Origin of the sequence: Pseudomonas taetrolens (genome assembly GCF_900475285.1) — a bacterium.
Classification (GTDB): domain Bacteria; phylum Pseudomonadota; class Gammaproteobacteria; order Pseudomonadales; family Pseudomonadaceae; genus Aquipseudomonas; species Aquipseudomonas taetrolens.
In genome coordinates this window covers 2,098,200-2,117,555 of the sequence record NZ_LS483370.1, presented here as the reverse complement: position 1 = coordinate 2,117,555, position 19,356 = coordinate 2,098,200, and the positions used below count along the sequence as shown (strand labels likewise).

The 19,356-nt window shown below is 60.0% G+C and carries 13 protein-coding genes; 4 read left to right on the top strand and 9 right to left on the bottom strand.

Translation table 11 applies throughout. The features are described from left to right. Window positions 1-112: 112 nt before the first annotated feature. Window positions 113-5,368, top strand: a complete 5,256-nt coding sequence (locus tag DQN55_RS09815) for a dermonecrotic toxin domain-containing protein (protein ID WP_048380390.1) — start codon at window positions 113-115, stop codon at window positions 5,366-5,368. Between the two features lie 18 nt (window positions 5,369-5,386). On the opposite strand, the gene DQN55_RS09810 is transcribed toward DQN55_RS09815, so the two are convergent. From DQN55_RS09810 to DQN55_RS09790, 5 genes are read right to left on the bottom strand one after another with little or no spacing between them, the layout of a single operon-like run. Further along, window positions 5,387-6,298 (bottom strand): SMP-30/gluconolactonase/LRE family protein, encoded by a 912-nt coding sequence (locus DQN55_RS09810; RefSeq protein ID WP_048380392.1) that lies wholly within the window; start codon window positions 6,296-6,298, stop codon window positions 5,387-5,389. Between the two features lie 14 nt (window positions 6,299-6,312). Next, window positions 6,313-7,275: an ABC transporter permease gene (locus DQN55_RS09805; RefSeq protein ID WP_048380393.1), complete on the bottom strand. Its 963-nt coding sequence runs from the start codon at window positions 7,273-7,275 to the stop codon at window positions 6,313-6,315. Further along, window positions 7,272-8,276 carry an ABC transporter permease gene (locus tag DQN55_RS09800; RefSeq protein ID WP_048380395.1) on the bottom strand — a complete coding sequence of 335 codons (1,005 nt, stop codon included), beginning with the start codon at window positions 8,274-8,276 and terminating at the stop codon, window positions 7,272-7,274. Before DQN55_RS09800 ends, DQN55_RS09805 begins: the two co-directional genes overlap by 4 nt. After that, the gene (locus tag DQN55_RS09795; protein WP_048380397.1) at window positions 8,273-9,727 is read right to left on the bottom strand and encodes a sugar ABC transporter ATP-binding protein; all 1,455 of its coding nucleotides are present in this window, start codon (window positions 9,725-9,727) and stop codon (window positions 8,273-8,275) included. The genes DQN55_RS09800 and DQN55_RS09795 overlap by 4 nt, the downstream gene beginning before the upstream one ends. Before the next feature lie 24 nt (window positions 9,728-9,751). Continuing rightward, window positions 9,752-10,774 carry an ABC transporter substrate-binding protein gene (locus DQN55_RS09790; protein WP_048380399.1) on the bottom strand — a complete coding sequence of 341 codons (1,023 nt, stop codon included), beginning with the start codon at window positions 10,772-10,774 and terminating at the stop codon, window positions 9,752-9,754. Between the two features lie 382 nt (window positions 10,775-11,156). Here DQN55_RS09790 and DQN55_RS09785 point away from each other — a divergent pair, with 382 nt between their 5' ends. Beyond that, window positions 11,157-12,392, top strand: a complete 1,236-nt coding sequence (locus tag DQN55_RS09785; RefSeq protein ID WP_048380401.1) for a GAF domain-containing sensor histidine kinase — start codon at window positions 11,157-11,159, stop codon at window positions 12,390-12,392. 19 nt (window positions 12,393-12,411) lie between these two features. Continuing rightward, a complete protein-coding gene (locus tag DQN55_RS09780; protein WP_048380403.1) occupies window positions 12,412-13,155 on the top strand; it encodes a response regulator transcription factor in 744 nt (247 codons plus the stop codon). 32 nt (window positions 13,156-13,187) lie between these two features. Here DQN55_RS09780 and DQN55_RS09775 read toward each other — a convergent pair whose 3' ends face one another. After that, window positions 13,188-14,372, bottom strand: coding sequence for a sugar transporter (locus DQN55_RS09775; protein ID WP_048380405.1), 1,185 nt, complete (start codon window positions 14,370-14,372; stop codon window positions 13,188-13,190). A gap of 215 nt (window positions 14,373-14,587) precedes the next feature. Further along, window positions 14,588-15,718, bottom strand: a complete 1,131-nt coding sequence (locus DQN55_RS09770; RefSeq protein WP_048380683.1) for a metallophosphoesterase — start codon at window positions 15,716-15,718, stop codon at window positions 14,588-14,590. Window positions 15,719-16,080: 362 nt separating this feature from the next. Here DQN55_RS09770 and DQN55_RS09765 point away from each other — a divergent pair, with 362 nt between their 5' ends. Continuing rightward, complete coding sequence (locus DQN55_RS09765) at window positions 16,081-17,319, top strand: MFS transporter (protein ID WP_048380407.1); 1,239 nt, start codon at window positions 16,081-16,083, stop codon at window positions 17,317-17,319. Here the strand turns inward: DQN55_RS09765 and DQN55_RS09760 are convergent. Together DQN55_RS09760 and DQN55_RS09755 are read right to left on the bottom strand one after the other, a co-directional pair. Next, window positions 17,237-18,106 carry a sugar phosphate isomerase/epimerase family protein gene (locus DQN55_RS09760; protein WP_074702913.1) on the bottom strand — a complete coding sequence of 290 codons (870 nt, stop codon included), beginning with the start codon at window positions 18,104-18,106 and terminating at the stop codon, window positions 17,237-17,239. The two genes, DQN55_RS09765 and DQN55_RS09760, sit on opposite strands and share 83 nt — an antisense overlap. Window position 18,107: 1 nt before the next feature. Next, window positions 18,108-19,349 (bottom strand): NAD(P)/FAD-dependent oxidoreductase, encoded by a 1,242-nt coding sequence (locus DQN55_RS09755; protein WP_048380411.1) that lies wholly within the window; start codon window positions 19,347-19,349, stop codon window positions 18,108-18,110. Between the last annotated feature and the right edge of the window lie 7 nt (window positions 19,350-19,356).

Sequence of the window (19,356 nt, the reverse complement as noted above, 5' to 3'; positions counted from 1 at the left end):
CCCGGTATGACTATATGCACCACCTTGCCTGCCGATAAGCCACCTAGCCTGTGCGCTTTATCAACGACGTCCTGGCTGGTTCAGCCAGGCAACGGCAGCCAGGGAACACTCCATGAACGATCACGACTTACCCTATTATTTTGCTGAGGCATTTGAACCCCGGCCCCATCCCAGCGCCCGCGAAATGGCGCGAGGGTTCGATGAACCCGTGAGAGCATGGCTCCACACGGTGCGCTCCACCACAGCCCAGGCGCGCTTGAATCACCAGCGGCCGATGCAGGTTGAAAAGGTTGTACTGACATTCACCGATCAACCCGCGATTGAACTGGCGAGCGCGTTTCTCATGACCGCCCCGCTCCCGCCTTGCTCCGTGCTGTACACCCCTGCTTTCGGGCTTGAATATTTTTCAAGCCGGGGCGAAGTTGAACAGCGACTGACTGCACGCCTTGGCGCACCGGTGCTCCGCGACGAACTGATGGCACTTGTGGATTGCGCACAGCGCAAGGCTGTCACGACGTGGGCCGACCCGCAGTTTTCATATGCGCTCATTAATGGCGATGTGTTCATGGAGGTTGCGGCCACGGTTGAGGCCAACCAGCACCGCAACCTGCAGACCCTCCATGCCGAACTGCTCCAGCTGCCCACGTTGCCCCTCTTGCTGGATCAGGTGCTCCAGGTCGAGCTGGAGTCCCTGGCTCTGGGCTGGGACAGGTCCACGACCCGGCTCATTACTTATCGCGCCGAGAATACCCTTGACGGGATGGGCCAGCCCACGAGCCTGAACCGGCAGATCGCTTCGCAAACGCTGGCGCAGGCCGTATTGATGTACTTTCGGCGTCAGCACTGGCCAGCGGAACATACCTATCAGGTGATCGATCCCGGCCATGGCGAAGCGCCTTATCACGCCAGCGCCCTGGAAAATCAGCAATGGCTGGATGTGATCTCGGCGCTGGGGAGAAACCTGCCCAACCGCTTGCAGGCACAGCTGGAGCGTTACTGGAACACGGTGTCGGAGCCGGGCCTGACCCGAATGGACGTCTTTGCCCGGATACTCAAGGACGGCTACCAGGCTGGGTTATTCAAAGGGCTGGAGTCTGCAGAGATATCCCCGGAGGACTATCAGTGGCTTAAACCCCTCAACGAAGGCCTGTCCCTGCAAGTGGAGAAACTCCGGTTAAGCAGCGAGCAAAAGCCGTTCATGGAACTGGCCGGGTATTTGATGCTCAACAACCCCCGGCGTCCCGGCAGCCCCCTCTTTCTGTATCAGCCCTGCGCCAGCATCAGGGCGTTCGGCTCCGCTGCCGGTTTGCACAGTCACTTGCTGAGCCCGCTGAACACGGCGTCTGTTCCGGAACCGCTGATCAACGCTTTGGCCTTAAAGGAACGCCAGGTCATGGTTGCTTACCATTCCCCAGACATCCTCAGCATTCCCGTTCCGGGGCCGATGATGCTCAGCGTCATGCAGACCATCGCCGACAAGCAGGCGCATAACCTGAACCACGTGATGAATCTGTACCGCACTCTCCCGCAGGTCTTCGACCTGGCGGCCGTAATCGACTCGGTGCTGGATGTGCGCCATCTGATCGACCCGGCGCTGTTAACTTTCGATACTCAAGGGCGCTGGAGCACTCATCTGAACCTGCAGTCCCTGGAAGCGCACCCTCCCCGGCCTGACATGCCGACGCCGCTTTCGCCCGAAGAAGCACTGGAGCAGCAAATACCGTTGCTCGAAGGGCTGCGCCATTCCTGCCAGCACGAAATGCACATCTGCCCCGCGCTGTACGCCGTGGCTCAATCGGCCTTGAACGATGCCTTGCGCGATGCCCGGCTAACTTCATTGAACGCTGGCGAAATTGTCCTGAACCAGTACAGCTCACCGCCCTCGAGCAACGAATCGCGCCCGCCATTGTTGTCACAAGACCTGGTCGATCACTTTATCGAACGTTTCAACGGCTTTGCCGCGCCCCTGTCAGCGCCGGAACACTGGGGCGCTTACAGCCGTCGCGTCGAAGGCATCAGCCAGATGATTCCCGAACTCGGCTGGCGTGCCCTCAATGCATTGATCGACACCGCACTTACCGGATTCTCGACGTTTTTCTTTCATCAGCACCGGGATTTCTATACCCGCCTGATGCCCTTCCTCAGCAACACGCAGCAAGCAGCCTTGCGCAATGAACTGATCATCAAGGCACGTAACTACCCTCAGATACAGCGCAAGCAAGACGTCTTGCTGCGGGCCCTCGATAACCCTGTACAAGCACTGCGCAAAGGCTTGAACGGATTTATTCCGCAAGTCTTCGGCATGTCCGTGGTGCTGCCCGGAAACCCCGCACCGCTCGAACTGCAGCATGCGTTCCTGATCACTGAGCATGGCGGTCTGGACCCTGAGCACTCAGGTTGTGCCCTATTCTGGACCCCGGTGGCTGGCCTGGAGCTCGCCACTAGCCTGAGCCTGGCGCTCAACTGCCTGAACGACCGGCTGGCAATCCCCCATTTGCATGAAATGTTCCAGGGCCTGCAAAGCTACCCTGATCGTCTGACGCCGTGGCAACACGACTCAGGCAGTTCGGACATCCCGCCCCGCATACAACTACGGCTGATCGAGGCAAATTTCATCGAGGCCTTCAACCACGCCCAAATCGCCTCGTTGACCCGGGAAATACAGCATGCTGTCGCCCAACCCTTACCCGCTCACCAGACCCAGGACTGGGTCAAGTACAGCCAGACCCATCAGCGCTTCAACCTGTATCTGGAGCACACGCTGAACCTCGCACGCAACGCACAGCTTCTGCTGTCTGCACCCCATTGGCTGGCGACTGCACCCGAGCAGCACCTGCTGACGTATGCCGGGTGGGTTGAGCAACATCACCAGCAAACTCCGGAGAGTCACGACTTTCTCAATGGCAACCTGCCCGACCTGGCGGCTTTCGCCCACGTCCGACTGGTGGCCCAGATAGAAGCGGACCACCCCGGGCACGGCCTCGACCTTGAGCATTACAGTGTTGACGTGCAGCCTCACTCCGAGGAACCGACCACCCTACCCCCTGCAAGCAAGTACTCACTGACCGATTTGATGCTGAGCCATGGCAGCTACCTGGAAAACCATAACCTCACCCTGACGTCGACCCACACAGGTCCAGTGCCTGAGTGGCTGACCGTCGACTACCTGAAACAGCTCCACAGGCGGCTCGACATCGGCCGTAATTTCCAGACCATCATGCGCCCCCGTTTTGAGCCTCATCGGGCCGGCGACGAGGAACGCTGCCGATTGTTCAGCCAGCACGCGCCATGGCAACTTCTCGGCCAGGCCATGTCCCTTCACTTGCAAGGCCAACTGTCCTCGACCGCGTTGAACCTGGTCGAGCAACTGATGGAAATGCCCGATCACCTGGCGCGCACGCCGGTCAACGGGCACAAGGCGGTGCTGCGTGAAGTTCACCTGCGGCACATGCCAAACGCAACACCGACCAGGCTGGAAGGCCTGCACTGGATACAGCGCGAGCACGCGCACCAGGGTCCCTGGGTGCTGCTGACACTGATCAATGACGTGTTCCACCTCAATGAATACGCCCACGGTGAAGCTTTTCTCACGGCGCTGCGTCACTCAAACAGCCTGCAATCACTGGTACTTGAGCGCTTGCCAGAGCCTGCCCGGGCCCTGTACTCGGTTGGGCACTTCTTGACGGCGCAGCTTGGCTCCGCGATGGGCGGGGCGTTATACACGGGCAATGTGCTGAAAAAACTCTATCGCGACACCTGCCATGTGGTGCTGAACCTGCTTGGCCATCAGCACAGCTCCTTTGGACAAACCGCCTGGCACATTGCCAAATCCATGTTTAGCGCCGCAGAACGGTTGGGCTCGGTCTTGTTGCTCGGCAAGCAACGCCTGCCGCTGATCGCCTGGCAACTCCTGCCGCAACTGCTCAAGGCCGCCAAACTGGCCTGGCAAGGCGAATGGAAAAGCTCAATGAGCGAGTGCGCCCAAATCCTTCTGCAACTGGCTCTGGCCAAAATATCCCCCGTTGTTCCAGCGACACAGACAGCACCGGTTCCCGCCGCGCTCACCCTCGCCAGCTCCGGGGCTACCCTGCACGACGGAACGTCGCCCGAGACCCTTGGCTTGTGGCACAACCGCTTGCAACTGACGCCCGCCCAGGAGCACCGGTTGCGCAGCTACGAAGTCAAACACCTGGAATTGAGCAGCCTGAACCACAATGCCGCAACCGGGTTGTATGCCGATCCCCTGACACAAAAACAATACGCTCCGGTCACCGGCAAGATTTTCCAGGTCGAACAACAGGGTCAACGTTGGCGCATCGTGGGTGCACACGAAAAAGGGCCCTTTCTGGTTAAAGATGCTCAACAACAGTGGCAACTGGACCTAAAAGGCTATTTGCGGGGCGGCGGTGCAATCCTCGGCAAATCAGGGGAGAACCCGCAAGCCAGTCTCCTGATCCGCACCGCTTATAAAATCGAAGCGACAGGGATGAAAAAAATCCAACAGCTTTACCCTGCCAAAGCGGCCATTATCCAAAACGCCCACGAGCGGGCGCTGGACTATTTGGCCAACAGCCAGATCAGCTTGTGGCGGTCAGAGCCTAATGTATTCACCCATCCCAGAAACAGTGAGTTCTTCAAGAAGATCTTCGGCGATAACAACATTACTTCGGCGCTCAGACACAGGCTGTTAACTTCAATGTCTATCTTGCGCTCAGACCTGCTGAGCGAAGCCATGTCGCCAATCGACTCCGAACGTTATGTGGTGGGTACGCTAAGGGAAGGGAGAACAAACTCGTATGGTTTTGTCTACCCAAAAGAACAGCCGATGAAAATTTACCTGACCGATTTATATTTTAATCCGCCCCTTGGAAGACTCATACGGGTTACCCGGGAACCCTTTGAGGTTCTGGCGAATGCACAAGCCCTTACCCTGATTCACGAGCAGACACACATCAGTCTCAATACGATCGACATTGCCTATGTAGATGCCATTCTGCCGCTGTACGACCTGATCGAAACCCATACCGAAAATGGACGCAGGATTTACAGCAACCTCTATGACGGCCAGACCAAGGGCTTGACCACACTGACCCCGGTGCAGCAGCTGTTCAAGGTATGGGACTCAGAGAGTTCCCTGTGGGTGGACCCTGAACCTTCAGCGGCGGCAGGTATTATCCGCTTGACGGCAACCCACAACCTTGAAACTGCCAGGGATCTCTTTATCCATAACGACAGCATTCGACTAAAGGTCATTTTGAACAATGCCGACTCAATGACCCTGGTTGTCGCCATTCTCAATCGCAAGCTGGAAATCCTGCCGGCTCAACCGGTTCTCCCGGTTGAACCGCCGGAAATACTCGTGGGTTGACCTCCCTGTTCAATGTGCTCAAGGCAACTGCGCACCCGCAACAGCCACATGAATCATGTACAGCGACGTATTGGCCGTGATGAACAGCCGGTTGCGCCGTGGCCCGCCAAACGTAAGATTGGCCACCTTTTCAGGGAGGCGGATTTTACCCAACAGCACACCGCTGGAATCGAAGCACTGAATACCGTCTCCGGCGCTGGTCCAGATATTGCCCTGAACATCGACTCGCAAGCCATCGGGGATGCCGGGCTCTATCTGGGCCAGGATCGTCGACGCACCCAATCGGCAGTTGTCGATCACCTGAAGGGCGCGAATGTGGTGGGCGGCCTCCGGGTCATGGGAGCGCGCGGAGTCAGCCACGTAGAGGGTTTGGCCATCCGGGGAGAAGGCCAGGCCATTGGGCTGTTCAAAGTCGTCGGCCACACAGGCGAGTTCACCGGTGTAAGGGTCGATGCGAAACACATTGCGCCCGCTCTGCTCCGGCTCGGCCTGGTAGCCTTCGTAATCACTGAGAATGCCGTAGGTCGGGTCGGTGAACCAGATGCCGCCATCCCGGTGAACGACCACATCGTTGGGCGAATTGAGCCGTTTGCCTTCGAACCGGTCGGCCAGCACGGTGATGCTGCCGTCCGGTTCGGTACGGGTGACGCTGCGCGTGCCGTGCTCACAGGTCACCAGCCGTCCTTGCAGGTCCCGGGTGTTGCCATTGGCAAAATTCGACGCCGGGCGAAACACCGACACGCCCTGCTCCGGAGTCCAGCGCAGAATGCGCTGGTTGGGGATATCGCTCCACAGCAGGTAGCCGCCGTCGTTGAACCAGACCGGGCCCTCAGCCCACCGGCATTGATCGTAAAGCCGCTCCAGCTGGGTGTTCGGCAGGGTCAGGCTGCGAAAGCGCTTGTCGATGAACTGGTAAATATCGTCATTCATGGAAGGGTCCTTGCTTAAAGACTGCGCAATGTCTTGCGCCCGCTAACGGCGGCAATCACCGCGATAATAATCACACCGGTCAGAATCAGCCGCACACCGGCGCTCGCGCCAAAGGTGTTGAGCATGCTCACCAGCAAATACAGAAACAGTGCCGCCCCCCACAGACCGGGGACATTGGAAAACCCGCCGGCCACCGACGTGCCGCCAATCACCACCACAGCGATGGAAGCCAGCAAGTACTCATCACCCATGCTGAGGGACGCGCCACCGGAAAAACCGGCGAGCAACACGCCGCAGACGCTGGCGAATACGGCACTCAAGACGTAGGTGGCACAGCGCACCCGCTCCACCCGCACCCCGGCCAGCTCGGCAGCACGCATGTTCTGCCCCAGCGCCAGGGTCCAGCGCCCATAAAGCGTGCGGCTCAACACATAGCCGGCCACCACCGTGAGCAAGCCAACGGCCAGAGCCAGATAAGGAATGCCTGCGATATGTCCGGTAGAGAACTGGTAGAACCACTCCGGCGGGGCAATGCGCACGCTGCGGCCATAGGCAATCGCCATCGATTGCAGCAGAAAGCTGGCCGACAACGTGGCGATAATCGGCGGGATCCGCAGCACCCGGATCAGCGCGTAGTTGGCGCAACCGATCAGAACTCCCAGGCCCAGTACCCCGGCGACACCCAGAGCGATCAGGCCGTCCTGCCCGTCCATCAGCTTCATCCCCACCGCGCCGCTCAAGGCGATATTGGCCGGAATCGACAGATCGATGTTGCCGGGCCCGGTGGTGATGACGAACATCTGCCCCACGCCGACGATCACGAAAAAAGCCGAGAACGACAGCGCGCCTGAGGTCAGGGCGCCAGCGCCCTCGCCTCGAGTGAACGTCAGGGTGGCGAGCCACACCAGCAACGCGGCCAAAAATGACCACAACCAGGGTTTGCTGCGCAGAGTCGATACATACGTGGAAAGGTTCATGCCGGGCGGACCTCAAGACGGTTGACGGCAGTGCGCAGGGCCAGCACCAGGATCAGAATCGCGCCCTGGGCGCCGATCTGCCAGTCGGGGGAAATACGGATAAACGACAGCAGTGAGCCCGCCAGCACCAGGGTCAACGCCCCCAGCACCGCACCGATAGGCGATACCCGCCCGCTGGTGAATTCACCGCCACCCAAGATCACGCCGGCAATCGACAGCAAGGTGTAGCGCAAAGCCATGTTGGCATCCGCCGAGGTCGTCAGGCCCACCAGGAACAGGCCCGAAAGCACCCCGAAACTGCCGGCCAGCGCATACAGCGTGACCTTTATTTTCAGCAACGACCAACCGGCCTTGGCGATCGCCAGCGGATTGCCCCCGGCACCGCGCAACACCACACCCAGCCGCGAACGCATCAAAAACAGATGCACCGCCACTGCCAGTCCCACACAGACCACAATGGCAAACGGCAGCAGCGGCGTCTTGATCTTGACCAGCGCCTGCAACCATTGCGGCGCACTGCCACCGGGAGCTGGCAGCAACAACACTGCGCCACCGATCCAGATAAACGACATGCCCAGCGTCACCACGATCGCCGGCAACTGGCGGATATGGATCAGTGCCCCCAGCAACGCGTAGACAGCAATGCACCCGATCAGGGCCAGACACCCCAACAGCGGATGCTCGTTGAGCAACGTGGCGGCCACGCAGGCGACAAAACTGATAAAGCTGCCCAGGGACAGGTCCAGATCATTCACGGTAATGATCAGCATCTGCGCAATGGTGGCCAGCGCGATCGGTACCGCCAGATTGAGCATCAGGTTCATGCCCATGTAGCTCATGGCCCGTGGCTGCATGATAAAGATCGTGGCCAACAGCACGATCAGCGACAGGGCCGGTAAAGCGCTGCGCAGCAAACGTGCACGATTGAACGTGCCTGTACCTGCAGGCGTAAAACCTGTGGCGGGTATTTTTTTCAAGGTCATGGGTTGAGGCGCGTTCATGCCACCTCCTCCTGAAAGGAGCTGCGCAGCACTTGCGCTTCGCTCAGTTCGTCCCGCGGCATGTCGGCCACAGCCTGCCCGTTGCGGAACACGTAAATGTGATCACAGTGATCCAGTTCTTCAAGTTCAGTGGTGTACCAGATGAACGTCCGCCCGCGAGCGGCCTCTTCCTTGATGATCGCGTAGACCTCGCGCTTGGTCCCTACATCCACCCCGCGCATCGGATCGTCCATCAGAATCAGGTCACTGTCACAGGCCAGCGCGCGGGCAAACAGGGCTTTTTGCTGATTGCCACCGGAAAGCGACAGAATCGGGTTGTTCATGTCCGGCGTGCGTATCCCCATGCGCTGTTGCCATTCAGCGGCCATTGCCTGCTCCGCCTGCGGATCGATCAGGGCACCGCGCCTTAGCGCCGCCAATGAGCTGATGGTGATGTTCTCGGCGATGGACCACAGGTTGAAAACCCCGTCGGTCTGCCGGTCTCCGGCCACCAGGGCCACACGCTTGCCCCGGGCGATGCGCTCGCGCAAAAGTTGCACCAACAACTGGCTTTGCCCCTGCCCGGCCAGCCCGGCCAGCCCGACAATCTCCCCCGGATACGCCGCGACAGTAGCGCTGTTTTGTTGTCGGGCAGGTCGTTGATCCACCACTGGCGTCTGTGCGCTGCGTTTTGAGGTGAAGACATGAGCATTGTCGTGGGGCTTCGCCACGGTGCCCATCGATTCGACCAGAGAAGCATGGGTAAACGCACTCGCGGCACGCACGTCGACCACACAGCCGTCACTCATCACCGCGATCCGGTCGCAGGTTGCGAGCATTTCGCCAAGGATGTGACTGATCAGCACCACGCAGCCGCCACTCTCGACGTAACGCCGCACGTGGCGCAACAGTTGCTCGGCGACCCGCGCATCCAGGGACGAAGTCGGTTCGTCGAGAATCACCAACGCCAGGTGTTCGTCGACACAGGTAAAGGCCCGGGCGATTTCCACCATCTGCCGCTGACCAATCGGCAGGTCGGCAATCACGTCACCAGGGCTGATACCGTGCCCTGGAAAGATAGTCTCCAGGCTCGCCCCAATCAGCGCTCCGGCTTTGCGTCTCCAGCCAAAGCCACGCAGCCTGGGGCACATCAGGCGGGTATTCTCCGCCACGCTCAGGTTAGGGCACAGCGACAGCTCCTGGAACACGCAACGGATCCCGTGCTGGCGCGCCACTTGCACCGAATAGCCACTGCGTACATCCACGCCGGCCATCATCAAGGCGCCCTCATCGGCACGCAAAGTGCCCGCCAGAATATGCATCAGGGTCGACTTGCCCGCACCGTTATGGCCAATCAGGCCCAGGCACTCACCCGCCCTGAATCCCAGGTTTACATCATTCAATGCGCGCACGGCGCCAAAACGCTTGCCGACCCCCTTGAGGTCCACCAGCGGTACGTGAGTCTCTGTCATTACGCGTTCCTCGAACGACCGGGCTTATTGAGGTGAAGGGCTTTTAAGCTCGGCCACGTCGTTGACGCTGTAGACATGGCTGACAATGCCGCCCTTCTCCACCCCGGCGAGCGAAGCTTCGAGGGTGTCCTGAGTCACGCTGATGGCGGGCGACAACAGGTCATGGGGCAACTGCTTGCCGTCCAGCAACTGCTGGGCGACCCAGAAGGCCAGGCTGGAGATACTCGGCGCACTGGAGATCGAGAACGACTCATAACCGTTGCTGTCTTTCTGTTTTTTCCACCAAGACAACTCTTCCTCCCGGTTACCGAAGATGATCACCGGCAGAGGTCGCCCAGCGGCCGTGAACGCCTGGGCCACGCCATACCCGTCATCGCCCTGGGTCACCACTGCATCGATTTTCGGCAGGCTCGGCAGGATCCCGGCCACGGCTTTCTGCGCAGCGGTCTGGGACCAGTTGCCATTGACCGAGCCGACGATTTTCAGCTGCGGGTACTGACTGGCGCCGGCCATCACCCCGGCATGGATCATCTCGTCCACCGAGACTCCGGCCAGGCCCCGGACCTGCAATACATTGGCCCCTTCCGGGAAGCGCTTGGCCAGATACGCCATGCCGTCCAGGCCGCTTTGCTTGAAGTCCATGGAAATCCGGTAGGCACAGGGCTCCGTCACCACCCCGTCAAAGGACACCACGATAATCCCGGCATCACAGGCCTGCTTCACCGCACCGTTCAAGGCCGTCGGCGAGGCCGCGTCAATCACGATAGCGTTGTAACCCTGAAGGATCAGGTTCTGGATCTGGGCCGCTTGCTCGGTGGCCTGGTTTTCCCCGGTGGTAAAGGAATCCGCCGAGGCAATCACCCCGTCCTTGACCGCCTGATCGGTGGTTTGCTGCCAACTGGTGAGCATGCTCTGACGCCACGAGTTACCGGCGTAATTGTTTGACAGCGCGATGGTTTTGTCGGCCGTATCGGCCTGAACAGACATGAAGGGCGTCAGCAGTAATGCAGTAGACAACAAGGCGCGACGAAGCGTGAAACGTTCCATGACAAGACCCTTTTTATTATTGTGGGCATTCGGTCGCCGATTGATTCGGTCGTACCTGAAACTGAACGCCTCCAGTCTGATCTGAGCACCCGGCCCATGTCTGGAGCGTTACTGCACACTTGATACTCTTTACGCGCAAATAAACTGCGGGATCCCGCAAAAGAAACGCGCACATCTGCAGACATTCGGTGGCGACGATGACGGTTCGTGCATTTTTGCAGGCATTGCTGCAGGCTGCGGTGGGTTGTCTGGTTGAAGGGCCTGCAGCCCTTGTCGCAGCCTTCGGCAGCGGCTGCAGGATCCCCCGTCGCGACGTTCAACGACTGCTGTGCAGCCGGCCGGGGCATACTCCGGCCTCGTGCCTCACTACGGATCTCCAGTCATGGTGCAAAGAGTCCCCATCGCCGCTGAACACGTGCTGCACCATTTTCTCGGGATTTCCCGTGCGCTCGCCGGACGCCTGGACTTCCAGTCGATGATCGAGGCGGTGTCCGAGGAGATCCGCTTTATCCTGCCCCATGATCACCTCGACGTCAGCCTGCTGCTGGATGACGACAGTCACCTGTCCGCTTACGAGACAGGCCTGCACACGTCCTGGAGCGATTTTGCGTTCCACCCGCTGGCCATCGCACGCAGCCCGATCCGCACGGTGCTGCTGGGCGAAGCGCCGTACCTGCTCAGCGATGACGCCATGAACGATGAGCGCTTTCAGTTCCCTGGCGCGCTCAACCATCCGATCTTCGACGCCCGCTTGCGCAGTCGCCTGCATGTGCCGCTGCGGGCACGGGGGGAAGTGATCGGCGCGCTCAGTTGCTCCAGCCACGCTGCCAATTACTACACCCTGGACGACGTGCGCCACACCCAACATGTGGCTGACCTGCTGGCTTCCTACCTGTATGCCCTGCGCCAGACCGAGCAGGCCAAGCAACTGGCGATCGCCGAGGCACAGATCCGGGCCCGCGAAGAAGGCCTGCGCCTGGGGGTGCTGCGCCTCACCGAAGAGCTGGAGAATGAACGTCAGAGGATCGGCATGGACCTGCACGACCAGACCCTGGCAGATATGACCCGCCTGCACCGACGCATCGGCCGCCTGCAGTCGCTCGACGCGGTGCCGGCCACCGAGCTGGCGCCCATCGGCCAGGCCCTGCATGAAAGCATGCAGGAATTGCGGCTGATCATCGATGCGGTGAAACCGACGATCTTGCAGTTGTTCGGTTTTGTCGAAGGCCTGGAAGACCTGTTGCTGCGCAGCGTTCGCAACAGCGGGCTGGCAATCAGCACCCAGTTGCGTGATAACACCGGCGGGCTGGCCAACGCCCTGGCCGAACCGCAAAAAATCGCCCTGTTCCGAATCATTCAGGAGGCCGTCAACAACGCCATCAAACATGCCGCACCGCTCGCCATCACGGTCGAGATCACCGCCTCGGACAGCCATTTGCAACTGACCATCATTGACGACGGTGTGGGTCTGGACAGCGCCAGTCGCCTTGAAACCGGCGGGCTCAAGAACATGCAAGTCCGTGCGCAGCTACTCAGCGCACACGTCAATATCGACAAGGGGCCGCACGGCAAAGGTACCTGCGTGCAGGTCAGCCTGCCGCTGCCGGCACAGGCCTGAAACTCTCAGGGAGAACACTATGGAAATCCTGTTAATCGAAGACGACCCGGTGCACAGGGCTTTTTTCAAGGAGGTTATCGACGGTGCGCTGCCCGAATGCGAGCGCCTGTATGAAGCCGAGGACGGGCTGGCGGGCGAACGCCTGGCACAGGAATTTGCCATCACCTCGGTGGTCATGGACCTGCAGATGCCCCGGCGCACCGGGGTCGAAGCCGCGCGGTCGATCTGGCGCGAACGCCCGCACACCTCGATCATGTTCTGGTCCAACTACGCCGACGAAGCCTATGTTCGAGGGATTTCGCGCATTGTTCCCGAGGGCGCGGCCTACGGCTATATCCTCAAGACCGCCTCCGAAGACCGGCTACGCCTTGCATTGCGCAGCCTGTTCATCGAGCAGCAATGCGTGATTGATCGCGAGGTTCGCGGCGTACAGCAAAAAAGCCAGAACCAGTTGCTGGGCCTGACCGATACCGAGTACGAAGTGCTGCAAGATATCGCCCTGGGCCTGACGGATCGGGTTATTGCCCGACGACGCAACCTGTCGTTGCGCAGTGTACAAAACCGTCTGCAGCAGCTGTACGAGAAGCTCGGCGTGCGCCAACCCAGCGATGATGGCGACAGCGTCCCGGCCTTTAACTTGCGCGCCAGAGCGGTGAATGTCGCGCTATTGCGCAAACTGCTGAACCGGACCGCGCTGGAACAGGCCGAAATCGAATTGCAGGAATGGCTCAAGGATCCGCGCTTCAAGACTCTTCGCGACTGAGCGCCTGCGAACAGGCGCACGGCTTCAGCGCATCAGGCGTTCTGCCCGGAATGGCGAAGCAGGTACACCGACCAACCGTAGAACGCCAGCGCCAGGCCTGCCAGCAGCCCCCCCGCCAGACCAATCCAGGCAAACCCGAAATGGCCACCGACCCAACTCCCGAGCAGTGCACCGCCGCCGATGCCAATATTGTAGATACCCGAAAACATCGCCATGGCCACATCGGTCGCATCCGGTGCCAGTGACAGCACCCGGGACTGCAAGGCCAGCCCGAAGCCCATGATCGCCATGCCCCAGATCACACTCAGGACACCCAGGGATTCAATCGCACCACTCGCCGGCAACAACAGCAACAGGCACAGCGTGAGCAGACTCACGGCGGTCAGCAAAAACCGCTGAGGGCTGTATTTGTGAAACCAGCTGAAGCACAGCGAACCGATGATCCCCGCACCGCCAAACAACAGCAGCACCAGCGTTACAGCGCCGCCACTCATGCCGGCGACACCTTGCACAAACGGCTCAATGTAGCTGTAGGCGGTAAATTGCGCGGTCACTACCGCAGCCGTCAGCACATAAATCAGCACCAGCGCCGGGCGCTTGAACAAGATGGGCAGGCTTCTGAGGGAGCCTGAGTTCTGGCTTGGCAGCAATGGCAAGGTCTTGGTCAGCCATAACACCAGTAACGCGGCCAGGCCGCCAATCACCAGAAAGGTGGTACGCCAGCCCATGGCCTCACCCAGCAAGCGCCCAAGCGGCACACCCAGCACCATCGCCAGCGAGGTGCCGGTTGCCAGCAGGCCAAGCGCTTGCACCTGTTTGCCCGGTGGTGCAAGACGCACCGCCAGCGAGGCCGTAATGGACCAGAACAGTGCATGGGACAACGCTACCCCGACCCTGCTCAGCAGCAACAGGCCGAAGTTGGTTGCCAGGCTCGACAGCGCGTGGCTCACGATAAACAGGCCGAACAGCACCAGCAGCAGCTTGCGCCGCTCAACGTTACGGGTCAGCAGCATGATTGGCAGCGAGGCCAGCGAGACGATCCACGCATAAAGCGTGAGCATCAGCCCGACACGCGATGTCGGCAGATCAAAGCTGGCGCCAATGGCTGTCAACAGGCCGACAGGGACGAATTCAGTGGTATTGAACACAAAAGCGGCCAACGCCAGGGCGATGACCGGTTGCCAATTTGCGTTAGGTGTCGCAGTGGGGGTGTTCATTTAAAAGTCGGACTACTCGCTATCGATGATCAAACAGGTCCTTGACTCGACCGCCCTTGTCGCCATGTGTTGCATACACAACACGTGCCACTTGGAAACCTTTCGAACCCGAACCCCATTGGGCGGCATTCTATAGGCTTCTCAAACGGCTGTTGATGAACATCGATAGAGGCCCCCGAGACATTTCGCCGCATGCCCCCCGCCATACGCCCGGACTAGCTGGCGGGTGCCCGCAACACAATCTCGGTGATTTCCGAAGGGCGGCCGAGCCTGATCGGGAATCCGTTCCACAGACCGGAACCATTGCTGACATACAAGCGCATGCCCGCCACCTCATACAGGCCCGAGACAAAGCCTTCATTGGCCCATTGTGCAAGCAGGTGCGGACCGAGAATCTGCCCGCCATGGGTGTGCCCGGACAATTGTAGATCAACCCCCAGACTTGCATTGGCGACAGCGCCGACCGGGCGATGGCTGAGCAAAATGACCGGAGCCCCCTCAGGTGCCCCTTCCAGGGCCGCGGCGACATCCGGCAAGGGCAGTTCAAAGGGCAATGCGGCTTTGTCTGTGATCCCGGCCAGCACCAGTTCGCGTCCCTGGTGAGTAATCAGCGCATGCTGATTAAGCAACATGTGCAGCCCCAGACGATCAAACGCGGGTAACCAATTGAGGTAGTCAATGTAATACTCGTGATTGCCCGGTATCGCGAATACGCCATAACGCGCCTTGAGCGCCTGCAAGGGGCGGATATCATCCGCCCGGGCCTGCGGCGAACCATCAGTCAAATCGCCGGTGATCACGACCAGATCGGGGCGTAGTGCGTTGGCCCGGGTGACCACCGCTTGCATCCACGGCGCCTGCAGCAGTCGGCTGGCATGCAGGTCCGTCAGCTGTACAAGGCGAAAGCCGTCAAATGCAGCCGGCAAACGCGGCAATACGATTTCCACGGTTTTGACCTGCGGCACACGGACCGCTTGCCAGACACCCAGCGCGGACAGCCCCGCACTCAAGACACCCAAGGTAATCCCCAGGCGCGCCTGAACCAGTAAAGCGCGCCCTGCCTGACGGGATACCCCAAAGAGCAGAATCCCGAGTACGTCCCGAATCAGCAACAACAATGCCAGCAGTACCAGCGTACCGAATGCCCAGCCCAGCACCATCAACACCGGCCCCGGAATCTCGGGCGAAGCCATACTGCCAAAAAAGGTTCGGGTAAGCAGATGATGTTCGGCAGCTAACAGCAGAAGCGCACCCAGCAACCCTTTACTTGTTTTGCTCAATGACAGCGGCCAGACAAAACGCCAGCTCACATACACAGCGATGAGTGCGGTGATGATATGGAACATGTATTCCCCTGCCAAAGCTTCAAGGTTCATTCCCCTGCGTTTATTGCATGGGAAACAGGTTTAATCCGAGGGCGACCGGGCAATCTACTCAACGTGACCGCTCATGAATAGAGGGGGAAATCCTTGAACACCCATGCGCACCGCTCAGCAATGGCCATGGTGGGTCCGTGCGCGCAAAAAAAACAGACCTGTGATTTTTCTGCGTCTGTTCGGTTTGTCGCAGAGGCTGCAAGGGGGCAGGTACTGCGTTTGTTTAGACACCCGCGATGTCAGGATTCAAAGGTTTGAACCCGCCCACTGTTTTTACCTGCTATCAAGAAGTGCACTACTCACAACAAAAAAGCGATCCAAGGAACCGTTACATGCCGCCTGCCGCGTCTTCCTCCTCTTCTACAAAAGGCCTGTTCGGACTTTTCTGCCTGAGCAGTTACCTGCTGTCTGTCTCTTATGGCTGTACATTTTTGCTGGCCGTGATGCTCAGGACCCACGGCGGCAGCGAGTCCGACGCCGGTACTGTGATTTCTGCCGCCATGTTCAGCACCTTTATGGCAGTGATTTTTTCCGGGCATCTGACCGATAAGTTCGGTGCCACCAAAACCATTGCGGCGGCAGCACTGCTATTGGCCGCTGCGAGCGCAGGTTTTGCAGCAGTTCCGGCGTTCGGGGCTGCGATGCTGGGTTTCGGCCTGCTGCTGGGCTTTGGCTGGGGGCTGTTCTACACCCTCGGCCCGATTGTTGTGTCGATGCTCATCGAGCCCGCCAGGCGAGTGAAATACTTCGCCCTGCTCTCGGGCAGCATGATGAGCGGGATCGGGACCGGCCCCTTGCTCGGGCGTGCCGCCGAAGCCCTGGGGTATCCGCTGGAATCGGCATTTGTGCTGGCGGCGATCGCCAGCCTGGTGGGCGGTGTGCTGTTTGCTCTGATCGGCCCCCGGGTTCAGCACCAGCAGGCCATGCAAGGCTCCGTCAGTGTGTGCAGAATCACCCTTCGGGCCACCCGTTTGGTGCTGCGCTCCAAAGCGGTGTTCGCCATTATGATGGTCGGCCTGGGCGGGGCGATTTTCGGCGGGCTGTCGAGCTTCCAGACAACTTACGCCGCCCTCAAGCACTTGGATTACTCGTTGTTCTTTCTAGGTTTCATGTGCGCCGTGATCACATGCCGACTGTTGGTTGCCGGATTTATCGTCAAGCGCGACCCCTATGTGACCGCCTGTACCCTGACCGCACTGATCGTGGCCTCGGTGCTGATGCTGATGTTCTTGGTCAGTTCCAGCGCGACCTATTTGATGGCCGCGGTGACCTTAGGTGTCGGCTATGGCCTCACCTACTCGGTGATCAACGGGCTGGCGGCCAACGAGGCCCCGGCCGGGTACACGGCGCAGGCCTTGGTGTTATTCAGCCTGGCGTACTTTATCGGCGTGTTCGGGTTTCCGTGGTTCGCCGGGCAAATTATCGTCAACTATGGCATCCCTGCCCTGCTTTCAGTCATCCTGGTCATCGCCCTGTGCAACTGGCTGATTACCCTCGGCCGTGTGCTGTGGCGGCGGGCGCGCCAGGATGATTCCGACAATCCTTCCAGACCTCTTGTATCAGCGCCTTGAGCATCAGCGCTTCTGCCCAGCGGTCGGTAATGTCCCGACCGTCGGCACCGGTGATGGCGTACGGGGGTGGTCCCAGCTCACAGGTAAAGGACAAACTCCCGGGGGCATCGGTACGGCTCAGCCAATCCTCAATCCCGTACTTCCACCACCCCGAAAAACGCTCCAGCCACGGCCGGTTCTGGGCAAAACTGATGGGCACCTGAACCTGCCCGCTGCTGGCGACGCGTCCGTGAAATCCCCAGCTGTGGCGCAGAATGGTCTGGATCTGCTCATCGTCTTCAACCACAGCCGGCTCTGGCAATTCACGACTCACAACGTAGTGGGACAAGTCGGCCAACAGCTTCAGATCCGGCATTTCAGCCAGCAGATCAAGGGTGAACAACAGGTCGTTGGTAAGCCGATATCGATGGGTTTCCAGCAGCACCGGGAAATCCACCTGCTCGGCCAGTCGTTGCCAGCCCTCGACCAGTTGTATGGCCTGCGCCAGGCTGCGCGGACGGACGTCGGCCTGCAGCGTGAGATGGTGGCAATCGTAGCGCGAAGCAACGTCGAGCACCGCGCCCAGATCCTCCACGGTACGCGGGAAGGCCTGGCCCTCAATCTGCAAACCATGGGTTTTCGCCGCCCGGTAAAGACGTTCGGCAGGCTGTGGCAACCAAAAATGGTCCGTAACACCGTCAAAACCGGCAGCGGCTATTTTCTCCAGCTGTGCGTGCATGGGCAGATCGCACAGCCCCCGATGATCCTGCATCGCCCACAGCGACTGAAACACCACAAGTTCGCGCATATCATCCCCTTAGTACCTGTTTGAGTGACACATCGGCATCCGCCAGAACCTGCGCCACTAACGGATTGCCCTGGACGATCAGTCGTTCACAGAGCTTGATGTCTCTCGCAATGCTGTTGCCCTGCCCCCAGCCGCAAGCACCTTGCAAACGGTGCTGGGCGTCTAGCCAGAACATCAGAAAGCCGCCACCCGGAATTGATCGACTGGCCGCGGGTTCGGTGTTGTCGAGCACGCCCACCGTTTGCAAGCTCCAGTCATAATGATCGGACCAAAAGCCGGGAACAGCCTCAAAAGGCAGGTCTGCCCCCAACAGGTTCAGCGCCGCATGACGGCCTTGCTGTTCAGCGTTGCGCCAGGTTTCCTGGCGCTGGAATGCCCCCTGCGGGTGCAGTTGAAACTCACAGACATCACCCGCCGCAAAAATATCGGCGGCGCTGGTACGCAGGCGAGCATCCACGCGAATGCCCTGCCCGACATCAAGCCCGGCTGCCGCCGCCAGTTCGATGTTGGGTTGCATGCCAATCCCGACCACCACCAGATCGCAGCCAAGCCGTTCACCGTCGACCAGTTGCACGCTGTCTGCCACATCGCGGCCCAGGACCGCTTCGACTTCGACATTAAGCCGCACATCCACGCCCTGGCTGCGGTGCAAGGCCAGCAATACGCTGGACAGCCGCTCCGGCAGGACACGACCTGCCAGGCGCGGCCCGGCTTCAAGCACTATCACGCTGCAACCGAGATCCCGTGCCGTCGCTGCTACTTCAAGCCCGATAAAGCCGCCTCCGATGATCACCACTCGCGCACCGGGCCGTAACACCGTGCGCAAGGCCAGGGCCTCATCATGGGTGCGCAGGTACAACACATTGCCCAGCGCTGCAGGCACATTGGCCAGCCGCCGTGCACGACCGCCCGTGGTCAGCAATAAACCCGCGTAAGGCAACCAGCTGCCATCTGCCAACTGCACGCGATGCCCCGCAGGATCGATGCGCTGCACCGGATTATCGACCCAGTGTTCGATCTGTAGCCCGGCCAGCCCGACGCTGTCGCACAGGCCGCAGCCCGCCAGATCCGTCGTGCCGCGCAACAGCCCCTTGGACAACGGTGGCCGCTCATAAGGCGCATGGGGTTCATCACCCAGCAGGATCAGACGGCCGCTATAACCCTCGGCGCGCAGGGTCAGGGCGGCACGGCCGCCTGCATGGCCGGCACCGACAATCACCAATGGAGCATTGAGTGAATTCATGACCTGA